At 27.2% G+C, this 16,992-nt stretch carries 13 protein-coding genes and 1 tRNA gene; 4 read left to right on the forward strand and 10 right to left on the reverse strand.

Going from position 1 to position 16,992, the window contains the following annotated elements:
• Nucleotides 1-201: 201 nt before the first annotated feature.
• Nucleotides 202-3,432, forward strand: a complete 3,231-nt coding sequence (locus SY27_RS12435) for a reprolysin-like metallopeptidase (protein ID WP_045970762.1) — start codon at nucleotides 202-204, stop codon at nucleotides 3,430-3,432.
• Between the two features lie 44 nt (nucleotides 3,433-3,476).
• On the opposite strand, the gene SY27_RS12440 is transcribed toward SY27_RS12435, so the two are convergent.
• The 4 genes from SY27_RS12440 to SY27_RS12455 form a co-directional block, all read right to left on the reverse strand.
• Complete coding sequence (locus tag SY27_RS12440) at nucleotides 3,477-4,016, reverse strand: hypothetical protein (protein WP_045970764.1); 540 nt, start codon at nucleotides 4,014-4,016, stop codon at nucleotides 3,477-3,479.
• 46 nt (nucleotides 4,017-4,062) lie between these two features.
• Nucleotides 4,063-4,629, reverse strand: coding sequence for an aminoacyl-tRNA hydrolase (gene pth / locus SY27_RS12445; protein ID WP_045971152.1), 567 nt, complete (start codon nucleotides 4,627-4,629; stop codon nucleotides 4,063-4,065).
• 148 nt (nucleotides 4,630-4,777) lie between these two features.
• Nucleotides 4,778-5,386, reverse strand: a complete 609-nt coding sequence (locus SY27_RS12450) for a 50S ribosomal protein L25/general stress protein Ctc (protein ID WP_045970766.1) — start codon at nucleotides 5,384-5,386, stop codon at nucleotides 4,778-4,780.
• A 59-nt stretch (nucleotides 5,387-5,445) separates the two neighbouring features.
• The gene (locus SY27_RS12455; RefSeq protein WP_045970768.1) at nucleotides 5,446-6,387 is read right to left on the reverse strand and encodes a ribose-phosphate pyrophosphokinase; all 942 of its coding nucleotides are present in this window, start codon (nucleotides 6,385-6,387) and stop codon (nucleotides 5,446-5,448) included.
• Between the two features lie 176 nt (nucleotides 6,388-6,563).
• Between SY27_RS12455 and SY27_RS12460 the strand changes: the two genes are divergently transcribed.
• Nucleotides 6,564-6,643: transfer RNA gene (locus SY27_RS12460), tRNA-Leu, on the forward strand.
• Nucleotides 6,644-7,024: 381 nt separating this feature from the next.
• Here the strand turns inward: SY27_RS12460 and SY27_RS18275 are convergent.
• The 3 genes from SY27_RS18275 to SY27_RS12480 form a co-directional block, all read right to left on the reverse strand.
• Entirely contained in the window at nucleotides 7,025-7,441 is a 417-nt protein-coding gene (locus SY27_RS18275) for a hypothetical protein (protein WP_052705325.1), read from the reverse strand.
• A 46-nt stretch (nucleotides 7,442-7,487) separates the two neighbouring features.
• Nucleotides 7,488-8,114 (reverse strand): hypothetical protein, encoded by a 627-nt coding sequence (locus tag SY27_RS12470; RefSeq protein WP_045970771.1) that lies wholly within the window; start codon nucleotides 8,112-8,114, stop codon nucleotides 7,488-7,490.
• A 205-nt stretch (nucleotides 8,115-8,319) separates the two neighbouring features.
• Entirely contained in the window at nucleotides 8,320-8,781 is a 462-nt protein-coding gene (locus tag SY27_RS12480) for a surface-adhesin E family protein (protein ID WP_045970775.1), read from the reverse strand.
• Between the two features lie 82 nt (nucleotides 8,782-8,863).
• On the opposite strand from SY27_RS12480, the gene SY27_RS12485 reads away from it, so the two are divergent.
• Entirely contained in the window at nucleotides 8,864-9,094 is a 231-nt protein-coding gene (locus tag SY27_RS12485; RefSeq protein WP_045970777.1) for a helix-turn-helix domain-containing protein, read from the forward strand.
• A 148-nt stretch (nucleotides 9,095-9,242) separates the two neighbouring features.
• On the opposite strand, the gene SY27_RS12490 is transcribed toward SY27_RS12485, so the two are convergent.
• Complete coding sequence (locus SY27_RS12490; protein WP_045970779.1) at nucleotides 9,243-9,677, reverse strand: JAB domain-containing protein; 435 nt, start codon at nucleotides 9,675-9,677, stop codon at nucleotides 9,243-9,245.
• A 56-nt stretch (nucleotides 9,678-9,733) separates the two neighbouring features.
• Nucleotides 9,734-10,120: a hypothetical protein gene (locus SY27_RS12495; protein WP_045970781.1), complete on the reverse strand. Its 387-nt coding sequence runs from the start codon at nucleotides 10,118-10,120 to the stop codon at nucleotides 9,734-9,736.
• A 468-nt stretch (nucleotides 10,121-10,588) separates the two neighbouring features.
• Here SY27_RS12495 and SY27_RS12500 point away from each other — a divergent pair, with 468 nt between their 5' ends.
• Nucleotides 10,589-14,260 (forward strand): YecA family protein, encoded by a 3,672-nt coding sequence (locus SY27_RS12500; protein ID WP_045970783.1) that lies wholly within the window; start codon nucleotides 10,589-10,591, stop codon nucleotides 14,258-14,260.
• 70 nt (nucleotides 14,261-14,330) lie between these two features.
• Here SY27_RS12500 and SY27_RS12505 read toward each other — a convergent pair whose 3' ends face one another.
• Nucleotides 14,331-16,988 carry a DEAD/DEAH box helicase gene (locus SY27_RS12505; RefSeq protein WP_045970785.1) on the reverse strand — a complete coding sequence of 886 codons (2,658 nt, stop codon included), beginning with the start codon at nucleotides 16,986-16,988 and terminating at the stop codon, nucleotides 14,331-14,333.
• Between the last annotated feature and the right edge of the window lie 4 nt (nucleotides 16,989-16,992).

The raw sequence follows: 16,992 nt of genomic DNA on the forward strand, positions 1-16,992 counted from the left end.
GTCTGCAATTTAATTTTTTTTATGGTATTTTATGTTAATTTTTTAAATAAAAACTATAATTAATGCTTTTTAATTTTTTTTTAAAAAAATAATATATTAATGTTTTATATGGATTGTTTTTTATGAATTTATATTTTTTTATGATTTTATTTAAATTATTTGTTATTTTTGACTTCTAAATAAGTAAATAATTTAAATAAAATGAAAAAAATACTATTAACAATGTTTGCTGTGTTATTTTTTAGTAATATATATTGTCAAAAATTGGTATGGAAAAAAACTTCTTTAGATAAAGTGGAATCACTTCAAAAAGCAGAAAGAATATCAATGCCTTTCAAATATGAACTCTATTCATTAGAGATGCAAAACTTAAAATCAAGTTTAATGCTCGCTCCAAATGATTTAAGTGGCGTTTTTTCAAATATCATTGTTGCTTTTCCTAATTCTAATGGGAGTTTAGAAAACTATAGAATTTATGAATCTTTGATTATGGAAAAAGAGTTGGCTGAAAAATTTCCTGAAATGAAAACTTATTTAGGAAAAGGAATTAATGATTCAACTGCAACTATTCGATTTAGTATAACTCAATTTGGATTTCATGGAATGATTTTGTCAGGAAAAACAGGAACAACTTTTATAGATACTTACACTACGGATTTAAACAATTATATTGTTTATGATAAATCTAATATGTCAAATGTAAGAAATTTTAGTTGTGATTTTGATGAAATAAACCATGAAGTGTTAAAAAATGTGTCAAGTGAGAGTTTTCAAAGAACAGGGGATGGTAACTTTAGAACATATAGATTAGCAATGGCTTGTACTGGAGAATATGCTGCTTTTCATGGAGGTACCGTTGCAGGGGCTTTAGCTGCAATAGTTGTAACTGTAAATAGAGTTAATGCTATCTATGAGAGAGATTTATCAGCAAGATTGGTTTTGGTAGCAAATAATAATTTAATAATTTACACAAATGCAGGAACTGATCCTTATACAAATAATAATGGAGGAACTATGTTGGGGCAAAATCAAACTAATGTGACCACAGTTATTGGGAGTGCAAATTACGATATTGGTCATGTTGTGAGTACAGGAGGAGGAGGTGTTGCTGGATTAGGGGTTGTGTGTAATAATTCTCAAAAAGCGAGAGGTGTTACAGGAGCAAATGCACCAGTTGGAGATCCTTTTGATATTGATTATGTAGCTCATGAGATAGGGCACCAGTTTGGATGTAATCATACTTTTAATAATTCATGTAGTGGTAATAGAAATTCAAGTACAGCAGTAGAGCCAGGAAGTGGGTCTACTATTATGGCGTACGCAGGAATTTGCTCTCCTAATGTTCAAAGTAATTCAGATGCTCATTTTAGTTTTATTAGTATTGCTGAGGCTAATACTAGAACGTTCTTAGGGACTTCTTGCGCAGTTGTAACACCTAATGGCAATATTGCTCCAGTAGTTAATGCAGGTCCAGATTATATTATTCCAAAAGGTACGGCATTTGTTTTAAAAGGTGCAGCTACAGATGCTAATGGTGATGCTTTGACCTATTGTTGGGAGCAAACAAATAATGAGATTTCTACGCAGGCTCCTTTACAAACAGCTACTAATGGTCCAAATTTCAGATCTAGACCACCTGTTGCTTCTCCTGATAGGTATATGCCAAGAATACAGGATGTGATTAATAATAATTTGGCTCCAACTTGGGAAGTTGTGCCTAATGTTGTTAGAACAATGAATTTTGCACTTACTGTTAGGGATAATAGAAGTCCTAATGGAGGACAAACAGGAAGAGATGATATGGTTGTTACTACAGCATCAGTGGGTCCTTTTTTAGTAAATACTCCAAATACAGCAGTTTCGTGGGTGGCGGGAACAAATCAAAATGTTACTTGGGATGTGGCTGGAACTACGGAAAATGGGATTAACGCATCTTTTGTTGATATTTTACTTTCTACAGATGGAGGATTTACTTATCCTATATTTTTAGCCAGTAAAGTGCCAAATGATGGTTCTGAAATAATTACAGTGCCAAATAATCCAGGTTCTCAAAATAGAATTATGGTAAGAGGTTATAGCCATATTTTTTATGATATATCAAACACAAACTTTACTATTTCTTCTGCTCCTTCTTCTTTTTCAGTTTCTTTTTCAGGTATTGAAGAGACGCAGAATACTTCAATTTGTTCTTCAAATACAGTTGATTATATAATAAATTATTCTGCTTTAGGAGGATTTGGTGCAAGTACATCTTTTACTGCTACTGGTAATCCTTCAGGGTCAACGGTAAGTTTTAACCCTAGCCAAATTAGTTCTACAGGGACAGTTGTTTTGACTTTAGGTAATTTAACTTCTGTTGCAAGTGGAGATTATCAAATATTAGTTAATGCTACTTCTGGTGCTGTTACAAAAACGGTTCCTTTCTATTTGTCTGTTGGTCTTAGCCCTGTAGTTTTGACTGCTCCTGTTAATAATGCAATTGGTCAAAATACTACTTTAAATTTGACTTGGGACTTAAATCCTAATGCAACGTCTTATGATGTTCAGGTAGCTACAGATAATACTTTTAGTACTGTTGTAAGTTCTGGAAATGTGACTTCAAATTCATATAGTGTTTCTGGATTAAGTGAAGGGACAAATTACTTTTGGAGAGTGTTGCCAAAAAGTGCTACTTGTACTGGCGTTTACGGGAGTTCTTATAGGTTTACAACAGGAAGTATCTCTTGTACAACAACTTCATCGAGTAATGTGCCAATTGTTATTTCTGCCTCTGGAACACCAACAATTAATTCGACCTTGAATATTCCTTCTGGAGGGTCAATAGCTGATATAAATGTGACAATGAATATAACGCATACTTGGATAAATGATTTAACAGCTACATTAACAAGTCCGTCAGGGACAATTGTGCAGCTATTCTCTAATGAATGTAATCCAAACGCAAGTATAGAAAATATAGTAGCTACATTTGATGATTCAGGTTCAGCATTAGTTTGTGGTAATAATCCAGGGATATCTGGAACGGTATTACCAGAACAAGTATTGTCAGTGTTTAATGGTGAGGATTCTGCAGGAACATGGGTTTTAACAGTTTCAGATGCTTTTAATCAAGATGGAGGAGTTTTAAATAGTTGGAGTTTAAATGTTTGTATTGTTCAGCCACTAGGAAATGACTTGTTTGATTTTGAGGAGCTTACATTATATCCTAATCCTAATAAAGGAAGTTTTACTGTGACATTTTTGTCTAATTCATCAAATGATATTGATGTACATGTTTTTGATATTCGTGGAAGAGAGGTGTATAAAGAGACATTTTCTAATACAGGGAGTTTTAATCAAAATATAAACTTAGAAGATGTTCAAACAGGTATTTATTTGGTTTCAATAATTGATGGAGCTAAAAAGGTAATGAAGAAAATAATTATTGAATAATTTAATTGTTAAAAACTTAATACCTCCTTTTTTAAAGGGGGTTTTTATTTAAAAGAAACTTTAATCGTATTAATTATTTGAGGAACTTCAAGAACAATAAAATCTAAATCTAAATTATATTTTTCATTTTCTTTATTAAAATTGAGATTCCCTTTGGATACTAAGTAATATCCTGCTTGACCTTTACAGAAACAATGTCTTCCAAAAAGCATTTTTGTGTTTTGTAACTCAGTATCAGTTAATGCTAAATTAGAATTGGAATTGTTTATTTGGAAAATAATTTCTTCAACATAATTCGTATCTTGAATTTCTTTTTCAGTGTTTTTTGTATAGCTATATTTAATAATTGAATATTCAGAATTGCTTTCTGTTTGATAATAAATGCTATTTATTTCATCTTTTTTTATAATTAAACTTCTGTTTTTTATAATTTCAATTGTGCAAATACCGTCATGAGGACAAGAAGGATTTAATTTGCCCGAAATTATCGTGGATTTATTTATTTCTTCTAATTTATCTGTATTTTTTATTGAACTACAAGAAGCTAATAAAGTTAAAGTAAATGCAAAGGCTATTTTTTCCATGTCTTAAAAAGCTGATTTTAATTAAAGATAGAAAAAACAAACCAAATTATTTACCATTAAATAAATTCATTGTGTTATTTAAGCCAGCTAAAGCAAATGATTTTATAATTTCAGTTGAAACTTCAAGTCTTTCTTTTAGTTTTTCTTTTTCATCATCAGTCCATTCACCTAAGACATAGTTTGCTTGCTGCCCTTTTTTGAATTCATCACTTATTCCAAAACGAAATCTTGGGTACTCTGAGGTGTTTAGTGTTTGTTGTATGTTTTTTAATCCATTATGACCTCCGTCACTTCCTTTTGTTTTAATTCGAATAGTGCCAAATGAAAGATTAAGATCGTCTGTAATCACAAGAATGTTTTCTTTTTCTATATTTTCTTTCTCCATCCAGTATTTAACAGCTTTTCCGCTTAAATTCATATAAGTATTTGGTTTTAGTAAAAGAATTGTTCTTCCTTTTATTCTTATCTCAGCGAGATCACCAAACTTAACTGTTTGAAAATTTATGTTTTCTTTATTAGCAAAAAAATCAACTATTTTAAAGCCTATATTGTGTCTGGTATTGACATACTCTGTTCCAATATTGCCTAGTCCAATAACTAAAAATTTTTTCATTTTAAGGGTTTCTTTTTTTCTAAATAAATGAGTAATCCAATTCATGTTGCAAACATATGAATTTAATTTATTTTAAAAATGAGGTGGTAGTTTATAAAAAAAGCACCAGTAGTAGTCTGGTGCTTTAAATAATCAATAAATAATGATATTATTTTTTCTTTGCTGGAGCAGCTTTTGCAGCTTTTGCAGCTTCTTGAGCAGCTTTCATTGCAGCACGAGAAATTCTTACCTGACATACTACAGTATTGTCTGGGTGCATTAATTTAAAGTTGTTTGTCTCTAATTTTGTAACATACAATTTATTACCCATTTCTAAAGGAGTAATGTTTGCTTCAACAAAATCAGGAAGGTTTTTAGGTAAAGCTTTAACTTTTAAACGACGTTGGTTTAAACGTAAAACACCACCAGCCATAACACCTGGAGATTTTCCAGTAACTTTTACAGGAACTTCCATTATGATTTCTTTCTCTTCGTTTAATTGGAAAAAGTCAATATGTAAAATTTTGTCTGAAACTGGATGAAATTGAATATCTTGTAAGATTGCTTCAATTTTTTTACCTTCTTCTAATTCAATTACAACAGTGTGAGCGTTTGGAGTGTATACCAAGTTCTTAAATGCTCTTTCATCTGCTGCAAAATGTACTGGTTGATTTCCTCCGTAAATAACGCAAGGAACCATTCCAGCATCACGTACGGCTTTAGTTGCCTTTTTGCCTACGTTTTCTCTTTCTGATCCTTTAATCGTAATTGATTTCATTGTTAAAATATATAATTAATAAAAAAATAATTCTTAATCTGTTTTTTTAAATGTTCTGTTTACATTAAAAATTTTCCACTTATGGAGTTGTTGTTTTGTACCATGTGCATTACTTCTGCAAATAAATCGGCACATGTTACAACTTTTATTTTATTAGATTCTTTCCTTAAAGGAATAGAATCGGTAACTATTAGCTCTAGTAATTTAGAGTTTTCAATTTTTTCGTATGCTTCTCCAGATAAAATAGGATGAGTGCAAATTGCTCTAACGCTTAAAGCTCCTTTTTCCATCATTACATCTGCTGCTTTAGCAAGAGTTCCTCCTGTATCTATCATATCATCTACAAGAATAACATTTCTTCCTGTAACATCTCCAATTAGTTCCATTGTGTCAATTACATTTGCTTTTTTTCTTTGCTTGTAACAAACGACAACATCAGATTCTAAAAACTTAGAATAAGCATAAGCCCTTTTTGATCCACCCATATCTGGTGAAGCAATTGTTAGGTTTTCTAAATTTAAACTTTTTACATATGGTAAAAAGATAGTAGAAGCAAATAAATGATCTACAGGTTTTTCGAAAAAACCTTGGATTTGATCAGCGTGTAAATCCATAGTCATAATTCGAGTTGCTCCTGCAGCTTCTAATAGTTTTGCAACTAATTTTGCTCCTATTGGGACTCTTGGTTTGTCTTTTCTGTCTTGTCTCGCCCATCCAAAATATGGTATTACTGCTGTAATATGACGTGCTGATGCTCTTTTTGCTGCATCAATCATAAGTAATAATTCCATCAAATTGTCAGAACTTGGGAAAGTTGAGCAAACTAGAAATACTCTTAAACCTCTAATTGATTCTTCAAAAGAAGGTTGAAATTCTCCATCACTATATTTTGAGAACGTAATTTTACCTAGCGACATTCCATAGCTCTTTGCTATTTTTTCAGCCAAGTACACACTCTGAGAACATGCAAAAATCTTTGCTTCAGGCTCGTTGTATGACATCTTAATTTATTGTTTAGTAGTTGATTAGTGTTGTGTTGTGTAAACGAGGTGCAAATTTAGAAATAAATTTTAACTCTGAAAGTAATTTTTAAAGTATTTTTAGTGTGATTTTTTTAAAAAATAATTACATTTGCACTCTCAAAAGGAATAAAAGGTTTTTTATTTCTTTATATTTTGCCTTGGTGGCGGAATTGGTAGACGCGCACGACTCAAACTCGTGTTCTTCGGAGTGTGGGTTCGATTCCCACCCAAGGTACATACAAAAACCCTAACTTATTTAATGTTAAATAAGTTAGGGTTTTTTATTTTTTGTTGACTAATTACTGAAATCTGTTTTTAATTCTTTTAAGCGATGGTTGTAGTAATGAGAAAAAAATTAAGGGATTTACTCAAGAAGATACATGTTAGTAATAATCATTGAAATGATATGGGAGAATCGCTTGTTGATCTAGATATTTATAATATTAAACCAAAACGTAAAAAACCCTCTCATTGCTGAAAGGGTTTTCTTTAGTAGCGGGAACAGGACTCGAACCTGTGACACTTCTGACTTAATTATCAACTATTTACAAGATTAATAATTTTTTGTATGCCTAAAAGTATGCCTTGACCATCTCAAAACCACTAAGGTTGTTACTCAACATTTGAGCAAAATTAGTAAATGTTTTTGAATAAATCTTGGCTTACCATAAATTACTATTATTTGTTTCTTTTTAGGATTATAGCTTGAAAAGTACATAATCCTCCATACTTTAAATTTTGAACTCAATTCATAAACTTGAATCTGTTTAGATGCATTTTGTATCAGGAATTGATTGATAATATACAAATCCTCTACATCAGTTTTTTTGATTGTTAGAATTACTGCTGTTAAATAATCTCCATTAAATATCAGTTCAGTTTTATGTGTAATAAAGTTCAGAAAATAATTAAGTTGTTTACCTATATATTTATAGCTGTGATAACCACTTAACCTATCATCTAAAGCATCTAATTCAAACTCCCAATTTTCATATTGTTTGTCTATTTTAAAAGGTAAATTAAGCTGTTTCATTTAATTCTTGGTATAAAAAAACCACTCTTTAAAGTGGTTTGATTGTTTATAATTCATCTTTAGGTAATTGTATTTTAGAAAATAACTCTTCCCATTCCTTTATTTTTTCTGGATACAATTTTTTATTTTCATATAATTCATAATAGACATCATAAAATTTCAATGAATTTTTAAAATCCTCTTCCCTAATATCAATGCCAAAAGATTCATCTGGAGTTTCAGCAATATGTAATATTTTTACATTCTTTTCATTAAATTTTAAATAGAGATAAAAGTATCCACCTATTTTATAATAAATATCATAATGCTTAATAACCCAATCTCTTAAATCCTCATTAATACAATTAAGTGTCATGTATTCATCAATAGCCATATTGCATCTATCTTCAAGTTTATGAAGTTCTGTTACAATATCTAAATCATTGTAAAATTTTATAAATTCTTCAAATTCTGTTTTTTTATTACAATAATCAGGCTTTGCATGACAGTTAATAGGATTGTTTTCTTCTTTTAATTTTAAACATTCATCACAAAGCAAGTTTTGGCTATTTACAACAGATTTATACAAATCACGATATTTTAGTAACCACCAATTAATTTGGTCTATGGAATAAATAAATTTATTTCCAATGTTTTTTAAATCAACCATTGAAAAGGTGATAGTATTCTTCATAAATTACTTCAATACTTTGTCAATAAAAAATAAACAAATAAACCCTATGATAATAACCAAATAACAGATAATTCCTATTCTGTCTTTTAATTTTTTATATTTACTCAATTCATCATAACCTAAATCATCTTGATTTAAAAACAGAATTAGTACAGCAAGTAATACTAATAGAGAAACAATAATTTTTATAAAAATCAACATAACCTTAGTAACAAATAATATTTGAAAAAATCTCCATATTAGAGTTTGGAACTATATATTCTGATGTTCCATTTCCATCAATACTACTTACTACTTTTTCATTATCATCATAATTAATTATTTTTAAGATTTCATATTCTCTATCAGAACAATTAATATTAATTAGTGTCATGGAATATTCATTTTTCTTGTAATCAACCCAGTTCCCACTCTTATTTTTCACTCTTTTAACTTTATAAGTTGATTTAATCCAAAATCTTTTTCCAAATGAATTTTCATTATCAAATTTTACACTATATATCATTTCTTCATCTATTGTAGCAATAACAAATATTTTTTTTGACAATTCTCTTAGCTTCTCAATTTGATAATCTACACTTTGACTTTCATTTGCTGTGTCAATATTGTTTTGTGAATACACTGTATTCAAAACAGATAGTGTTATTAGTATAAATATTCTTTTCATTTTTTTAATTATAAGGTTTAGTAATAATACAAATATACATTGTTATCAAATTTGACAACTTTTGATAATTAATAATCTTAAGTTGACTAAAAAAGAATTTCAAATAGCATTAGGTAAGAGAATTAGACAGTTAAGAGAAGAGAAAAACATCTCTCAAACTGAGTTAGGCAACCTATGTGATATTGAAAGGTCAAATATGAGTAGGATTGAATCAGGAAATACAAATCCTTCAAGTTATTTACTTTATTTACTTGCTGAAAGATTAGGTGTTGAAGCATCTGATTTTTTAAATTTCAAACCCCTTGATAATTAAAGTTTTGGCTATTAATACTATCTAAAAGAAAATAGACCAATTAAAAATTTATCAAAAACAAGTACTTTTAACCACATTCACACTTTAGAGCATTAAAAAAAATACATTTTTTCCATTTCTATATACAAGGTATTGGAAAAAGTATAATTTATAAATTACCAGAATCACAAAAGCTGTAATAATTCTCTCTTGAAATTATTAAATGGTCTAATAGTCTAATTTCTAATAATTCACAAGCCTGTTTTAATTTTCTTGTTATTTGTTTATCAGATTCACTGGGTGTTAAATTTCCACTTGGATGATTATGAACCAGGACAATACCAGAAGCATGACATTTTAAAGCTACACTTACAACAATTTTAATATCAACAACTGTACCTGAAATTCCACCTTTAGATAAATCATAAATACCTAAAACAATATTAGCTTTATTTACTAAAACTAATTTGCACTCTTCTTGAAACTCTATTATATCCATATTCCATTTACTTAAAAGGAATTTAAAAAGAATATTACTATCAGTAAGTTTTAGTTTAACTGATTGAATATTTGAGTAGGACACTTTTATTTCTGCTACTTTCATAAAATTATTATTAATAAAGAAGACCTGCAATTTTAAAACAGGTCTTTCTATAATTGTTAAGCATTTGCCATTTCATGTTTATCATTCAAAGAGAATGTTTCAACAGATGGTTTAAAATTATCATAAGTTGATTTAGACCTTTCATTTTCTTCTGGCACATAACAATACCTGTGAGTTAGTGTGATTATTTCACCTGTTTCTTTTACTGTGTACTCATAAGGCTCACATGCCTCTTTTTCAATACTTCCCTGCATTTGAGTTCCAATTAATGCTTGACAAGTCATTGCATCAAAAGTAGAAGGCAAATAAGCCTTTTTTGCAGTAGCATAAAAATTACCTGTTATTTTACTTTGTACCATTTCAATACCACCTTGCACTTCTAAAACAAAAAATGAAGTTCCATCTTCTTTGTTTCTTTCTTTAAAATTGATAATTGTTACCATTGTTTTTGAGTTTTGATTTGAATTATATTCAATACTTATCTGTCATGAGAAATTCAGCTTTCATCTTAAATAATACCTTAATCAACAAGTATTGATGCAATGACCATCATTGCTAAGTATAAGTGAGGGTTTTTAAGATGGTTGGCTTATGTAAAATATTTAAAATGAACTGTTATTTATTCACAAACACTTGAAAAAAAACCAGGAATTGAAAAAATCATATTTTGTTTGATTCCTGGTGTTTTTACAACCTTGAACAAAAATAAGTTTGAAACAATCTTTGTGTTAAAATTTATCCTTCAAAAAAATTACTTTTTTAATATCCTGGTCAAAAAAAGTCTATTTATATAACTTGGACAGGGGAGTTTTCTTTCTGAACAAGTGGGGGTGCTTTTATTAGGGTAGTTTGTGTGTGTAAAAATTTTAAAAAAAATTTTAAAAGGGTTATATTTACTAAAATTCATTTAAATGAAGATAAATAAAAATACACCTTGTCCATGTGGTAGTGGTAAAATATTTAAAAAGTGTTGTGCTAATATTAAAAAAGAAGATAGAGTTTTTAATGATGAATTTGTCAATTTTATTAAAAACAATAATTCAATTGAAATTTTAGAGTTTATTTCTTATTTACAATTAATCCCTGAAAACAGTTCTAAAATAATAAGATTAGAAGAAATTCAACATTTAATTATTGATAATTTACATAGTAATTTTCAAGAGAAAAAAATTGATTATAAAATCCTTAAAGAAATTATAATTAAGAAATTTCCCTATGATAGAAATGAAGACCCATCTGAATCTTGTTTTTCAGAAAATTTGATGTTTAAAAATGGAAATAATATAGTTTTTCCTGGTATAGCTCATGATAGTACAGATATAAATCAATTAATGATAAATTCAATTTTTTTAAGTTCAAATGAAATATCTGATAAATGTAAACTTGAAATTGATGAAGGCATAACTTTAATACTTTTTTTATTTAAAAAGATAACCAGAAAAATTAAAAGATATGAATTTATTGATGATTATAGAGGAAATATAACTTTTCCAAAAAAAATAAATGAAAGCGATTTTAAAAACCTGTTTACTTTTACTAAGGGTGAATTACAAAGATTAATTACAAAACTTAAACTTGAATATAATTGCATTAACGATATTTCAATTTATTATAAAGACGTTAATAGATTAAATATAAATGAATCAAACTTATTAAAGAAGCCATTTATTGTTTTAAATGATGAGAAATATTATTTAGCGTTACCTTCTTCACAAATGTATTGTTTAAATATATTTATTAATGATAAATTGAAAGAAAATAATAATGAATATGAGTTCAAAAAATCATTTTTTAGAATGTCAAAATATGAAGGAGATTTGATATTTAAGAAAATGGGATGGAGAATTGCTTCAGAATATCAATCCAAAATTGATTTTGATATTGAAATTTGGAGTTTTGATAGTAATAAGTTTGCAATAGTTTACTATATCCTACAAACTGAAAATGACAAGTCATTATTTGATAAAATCTCAACTTTTGTCAATAGTATAAAAGGTAATGAAGAATCATTTATATTAATTGGTGTTTCTTCTTATTTTAATTTAGAATTTCAATATCACTCTATCAGACAACCAGATTTATCAGAATTTAAATATCAAATGATAATAGGTCTGTATGACCTTAAGAGATTAATTGTAAATTGGAATTTAAATAAAAGAGATTTATGGAAATATTTAAAGGCAGAAAAAAGAGCAAATGACAAAGGATTAAATTTATTCCCAGCTTTTTCAATTTTAACTTATTTTTCTTATTATAAACAAAATGAAAATTCTTTTTTTCATAGTGATGACCCAACTCCTAATTATTTACACTTCTCTTATGATATTCAAGGGAATAAAGTTATTGAATCATTACAAAAAGAAGACAAACATCTTGTTGCCTTTATTGATGAATCTGGAGTTCCAGGGTATTTGCCTGTAACTAAATATGATATTTTGCAATATGCTCCAATTTATTTAGCTGATACTTATATAAATGGAGAGATAAAAGTTGTTTTAACAAAATATACAATTCCATTTTGGATAACAGGTGAAAAAAGTTTTGATTTGGAAGCTAAGAATTTTATTGATGCAATAGCATATTGGTTGCATGAATTTTATGAAACTTTAAATTTATTCTTAGAAGACCTTCAATCAGTTCCTATTAATATTGAAGTATCACTTGAAGAAGGTTTTTATAATTACACAACTGTTGACTTAAAGAATAATAGTAAAGAAACAGTTCAAATTAATTATACAATTAATCAGATTTGCAATAAACTAACTATAATAGTTCCTTCTAATATTCATAATATGCTTAAAAGAAACGATAATTATGGGGAACAATGCATTATGGAAACAGTTTTAAAAGGCATCTTAGAATTACTACGATTAAATTATAATTATAATTTGGAAGAAGTAATAATTGAAAACATTATAAATAATCATATGCCTTTAAATATGGCAAAAATGATTATTGCAGGTAATACAATTGAGGACTTAAAACTTGAAAAGAGATTTTTATTAAATAAAGTAGAAAGATTAAATAAAGCAGACTCATCAATAGTTCTTGAAGATATGTTAGATTGGATGAGTTTAGATATACCTGAAAGCATCCTTAATAAAGAAGCCAAAATAAATGTTTGTGTAAAAGGCATAGATACTATCATTTCAAAAATAAGGGAAATAATTAGAAATTTTAATTCTATTGAATTATTAAAAAATGTTCTTCTTAGAAATGAAACATTATTAAGTGATAGTGCATTTAAACAATTAAGAGCTGTAACATATTTTGAATGTTTTAAAAAATATGGCGATGCTGTTAAAGAATATATTGAAGAAGATTCAAGTAATGTAAGAACCTCTTTAAGCATTAGGTGTTTAGTAGAATTTATTGTTGCAGAACCTTATTATGGACAAAAAAAAATAAATGATGATGATGTCGATTTTTTAATTGCATTAGTTGATGAATTAATTTTTTTAGGCACAACTAAGGATTTATTAAGTTTTGACCTGGATAATCCTGAAATGGGCAAATTGCCATCAGGAAGATTGGGTATTAATAAAGAATATTTTGATAAAATTAACTCTTTTTCAATTGAGTCTAAGAAGGATGAACATTTTGAATTTATTGAAAATTACAATTCTAATGATATAGACAAAGATGACAATCAAATTGAAAATGAAAAATATTATGATAAAATTGATTCTGTCTTTAAAGATGAATTTGGTATTGAGATGTTTAAATTAAGACAATTAATGTATGAACTTGCACATTTTTGTTTTGAGAATGAGACATCTTATATGATTTTTGAAGATGAAGAACTTGAACAATTATTGAAAAATGAATTTAAGTTAACTAAAATAGAAATTGATTCATTCTTAAATAATTTTATTTTAAATTCTAGAGGTAACATTAGCAATCCTCCAAAAGACTATGAATATCAAGATATATTTCCATGGAGATATAATAGAAGATTATCATTTTTATCAAGACCTATTCTTAGAGTTAAAGATGAAAATGAAATTCATAGAAATATTATTAGTGCCAGACATTTAGTTTCTTCTGTTGATAATTTCTTCGCACTATTTTTTAATGGTAGTTTAAAAGTTAATAAAGAATTAAAAGGAATTAATTCATTGCTTGCTGAAAGAAATAATATTAAAGGGAAAAAATTCAGGAATGAAGTTTGTGATTGGCTAAGTAACAATACACTTTTGGAAGTAATACCTTATGAATTTAAAATTCCTGTAAAAGGTAATGATAAGAACTATGGAGATGTAGATATTTTAGCTTTTGATAAGAGAGCTAAAATTATTTATTCAATTGAGTGTAAAAACACAAAGCAAGCTAAAATTATTTATGAGTTTCAGAGAGATGCTAAAAACTATATTGAAAAGCAGTTACCTAAACACAGAAATAGAACCTTATGGTTGAGAAATAATTTAACTTTTATTAGTGAAAGATTTAAATTTGATTTTTCAGAATTCAGGGTTAAACCATATTTAATTTCTTCATATTCATTACCAATAAAACTAATTAAAAGCATTGAGGATATAGAAATTTTTTCAATAAGTGAGGTTAAAAGAAAGAAAATTTTTTAGTTGGATAAAATAGAACTTATACAGAAGAAAAGATGTGAAAGGAGTATTCTATGATAGAAACATTTAGAAGCTAATTAATAATTTTTAATCTTTTTAAATATCTATTATAAATTGGTTTTAATTCAGGTATTTCATTTCTGTTATACAACCATTTCCAAATATCATTATTATCTCTATATTCTTTAGTTGTATTCTTTTTATATATTTTATTTAATTGTATTGCAACACTTCTTGTAACTCCTGCTGATATTAATTGAATAACCATTGGTTCTTGTGTACCAAGTTCTAAAAAAGTTGGTAAACTCAATGTTAGCTTATATTCTTCCTTTTGTTTATCGCTTAAAATAACTTCTAAAATATCAGCTAATACTTTTGTGTATTTTGGAATAAGATGAGTTGTAATTGAAGAATTGTATTTTATTGTATCATTAATGATTGAATTAATATCCTTAAGACTATCTTGATTTTTTCTGAATTCTTCCTTAACTTTTTCAGAACATTGATATTTTATGTTTTCCTGAATTATTTGACCAATGGGTAAACTTGCTAACCATTTCTTTGCTTGAACACTCAGTGAATTAGGAGTAACCCATCTATTGTGCTTGATTAATGCTTCACTTTTTATATCAAATATTGAATCTAATCTTTCAATAAGATTTATAAATTGCCAATAAAATGGTTTTTCACTATTTGGCATTAAGCTAACTTCATTAGAATCAAGGTATTCATTGTAATTACTGTTTTTATTAATAACCCAATCAGTTATGTTGGAATTTAAAATTGCAATATATAATTCATTTTGAAGTATTGGGTCAATAGTTGGATTTTTCTTTAATACATCATAAGATAAATTAATATTAGATAAACTCTTGTCTAATACAGATAATACTTCATCTATTTTATTCAAAGAAAACCCCTTCTTAGTTAAAAATTTTTCTACAAAACTTTTATCCTTTAAATACTTTAATCTTAAAAAAACACAAAACTGTCTGACTTTATTTGTTTTTGACTTATCACTTTTATTTATATCCTTTATAGCAACTTTTAAATCATCTATTTCAAAATCTGAAAAGGCATTAGATGAGAAAATTTCTATTTCTTTTTCATATTCAACATTTAAGTATTCTGAAGCTTTAATTTTGTCATCATATCTTTCTAAATAATAAACTGTACCATATAATGAAGAGTTTAATCTACCAGCTCTTCCAATAAGGTTTCCAAATTCAAATTTAGTTAATGGAGAATTATCCTTCTTAGGTTGAAATGTAAATAGGTTATTTGCTGGTAAATTAACTCCTTCTAGAAGTGTTGAAGTACAAAATAATGTTTTTATCTTTTCATTTATATATAGTGTCTCTATTTCTTTTCTAACTATATCAGGTAAACTACCATGATGATATGCAATTCCTTTTTTTAGACATTCAATCAAAAAATATTTTTTATGTATATCCTCTTTTAAAAAGTCTATTAGTTCTTGTACTTCATAATCTAATTTAAACTCTGATTTTTTTACTTCTGCATACTTTATTGACCATTGTTGAGCCAAATCACCATCACTAACATAAATTATATTAAAATCATCTGGAGCAACTTTGTCTACTAAATGAGCCATTTGGTCTCCAAGTGATTTTAGCTTTGAAAAATCAAAATTAAAATCATGTCTAAATGATTGATTTTTATTTATGTCATTTTGAACTATTACTTCAAAAATTCCTTTTTCAATATTTTTTAAAGTAAGTTTTACTTGAAAAACTGGAGATAATTTTGTTGAAATTGGAGAACTTTCTCTTTCAAAAATTTCTAAGAATGTCTTTTCAGGTTTAGTTATATTAGGTCCAGCTGTTACAATTTTTGTTTTTGGATACTTACTAGAAATTTCATTAAAAACATACTCAAATGTTTGACCTCTTCCTCCAATATCCTCTATGCCTTGTATTTCATCTATGAAAACAAAATCTATTTCTAAATCACTTGATAATATTTTTATACACCTTTCTGGGGTTAATATGTAAATTTCTTTATCAAATATTTCATTTTCTTCTACATAAGTAGTTTTAATGTGTATTTCATTGTTAATTTCAGAAATAAAATCCTCACTTACTTGATTTATTAAAGCTCTAGATGGTACAATATAAAGTACCCTATATTTTTTTTCATTAAAAAGTTTATCTACTAAAAATTTTTTAATTATGAATGATTTACCTGAAGATGTTGGTGCAGATATTGAAATTTCACTATTTAATTTTAGACCTTGCCAAAGCTCTTTTTGGAATTCTGTTATTAGATAAGATTTATTCTGTGATTCTATTATTTTTTTTTCTCTCTCATAAATTAATTCCTTTGTCAAAAAATCTCCAAAATCATACTTTGATTTTAATTCAATTGGATCTGATTCATCATGATCATATAAATGTTTTAAAAATTTTGTAGCTGTTAAATTACCTAGTCTTGAAAATATGATATAACAAACCTTAAGGATTTCTATATTTTCTTGATTATTCAAAAAAAGCAATGAGGTAAATAGTTGAGCTTTTCTTTGATATATTTGGTTTTCACTATTTGCTAGTATTGAAACAAGCCAAACACCTTTTTTTAATTCATCTTCATCTATGTTTATATTGACTACAGAGCTAAATGTTTTTGATAATAATTTTAGAGTTAAATTATAAATTAGTTTATCTAAAATAGCATGTTTAAAAGCTTGAGTTGTAAGATTACTTTTTTCCATCAGT

This window comes from Flavobacterium sp. 316 (assembly GCF_000967805.1).
Classification (GTDB): Bacteria; Bacteroidota; Bacteroidia; order Flavobacteriales; family Flavobacteriaceae; genus Flavobacterium; species Flavobacterium sediminilitoris.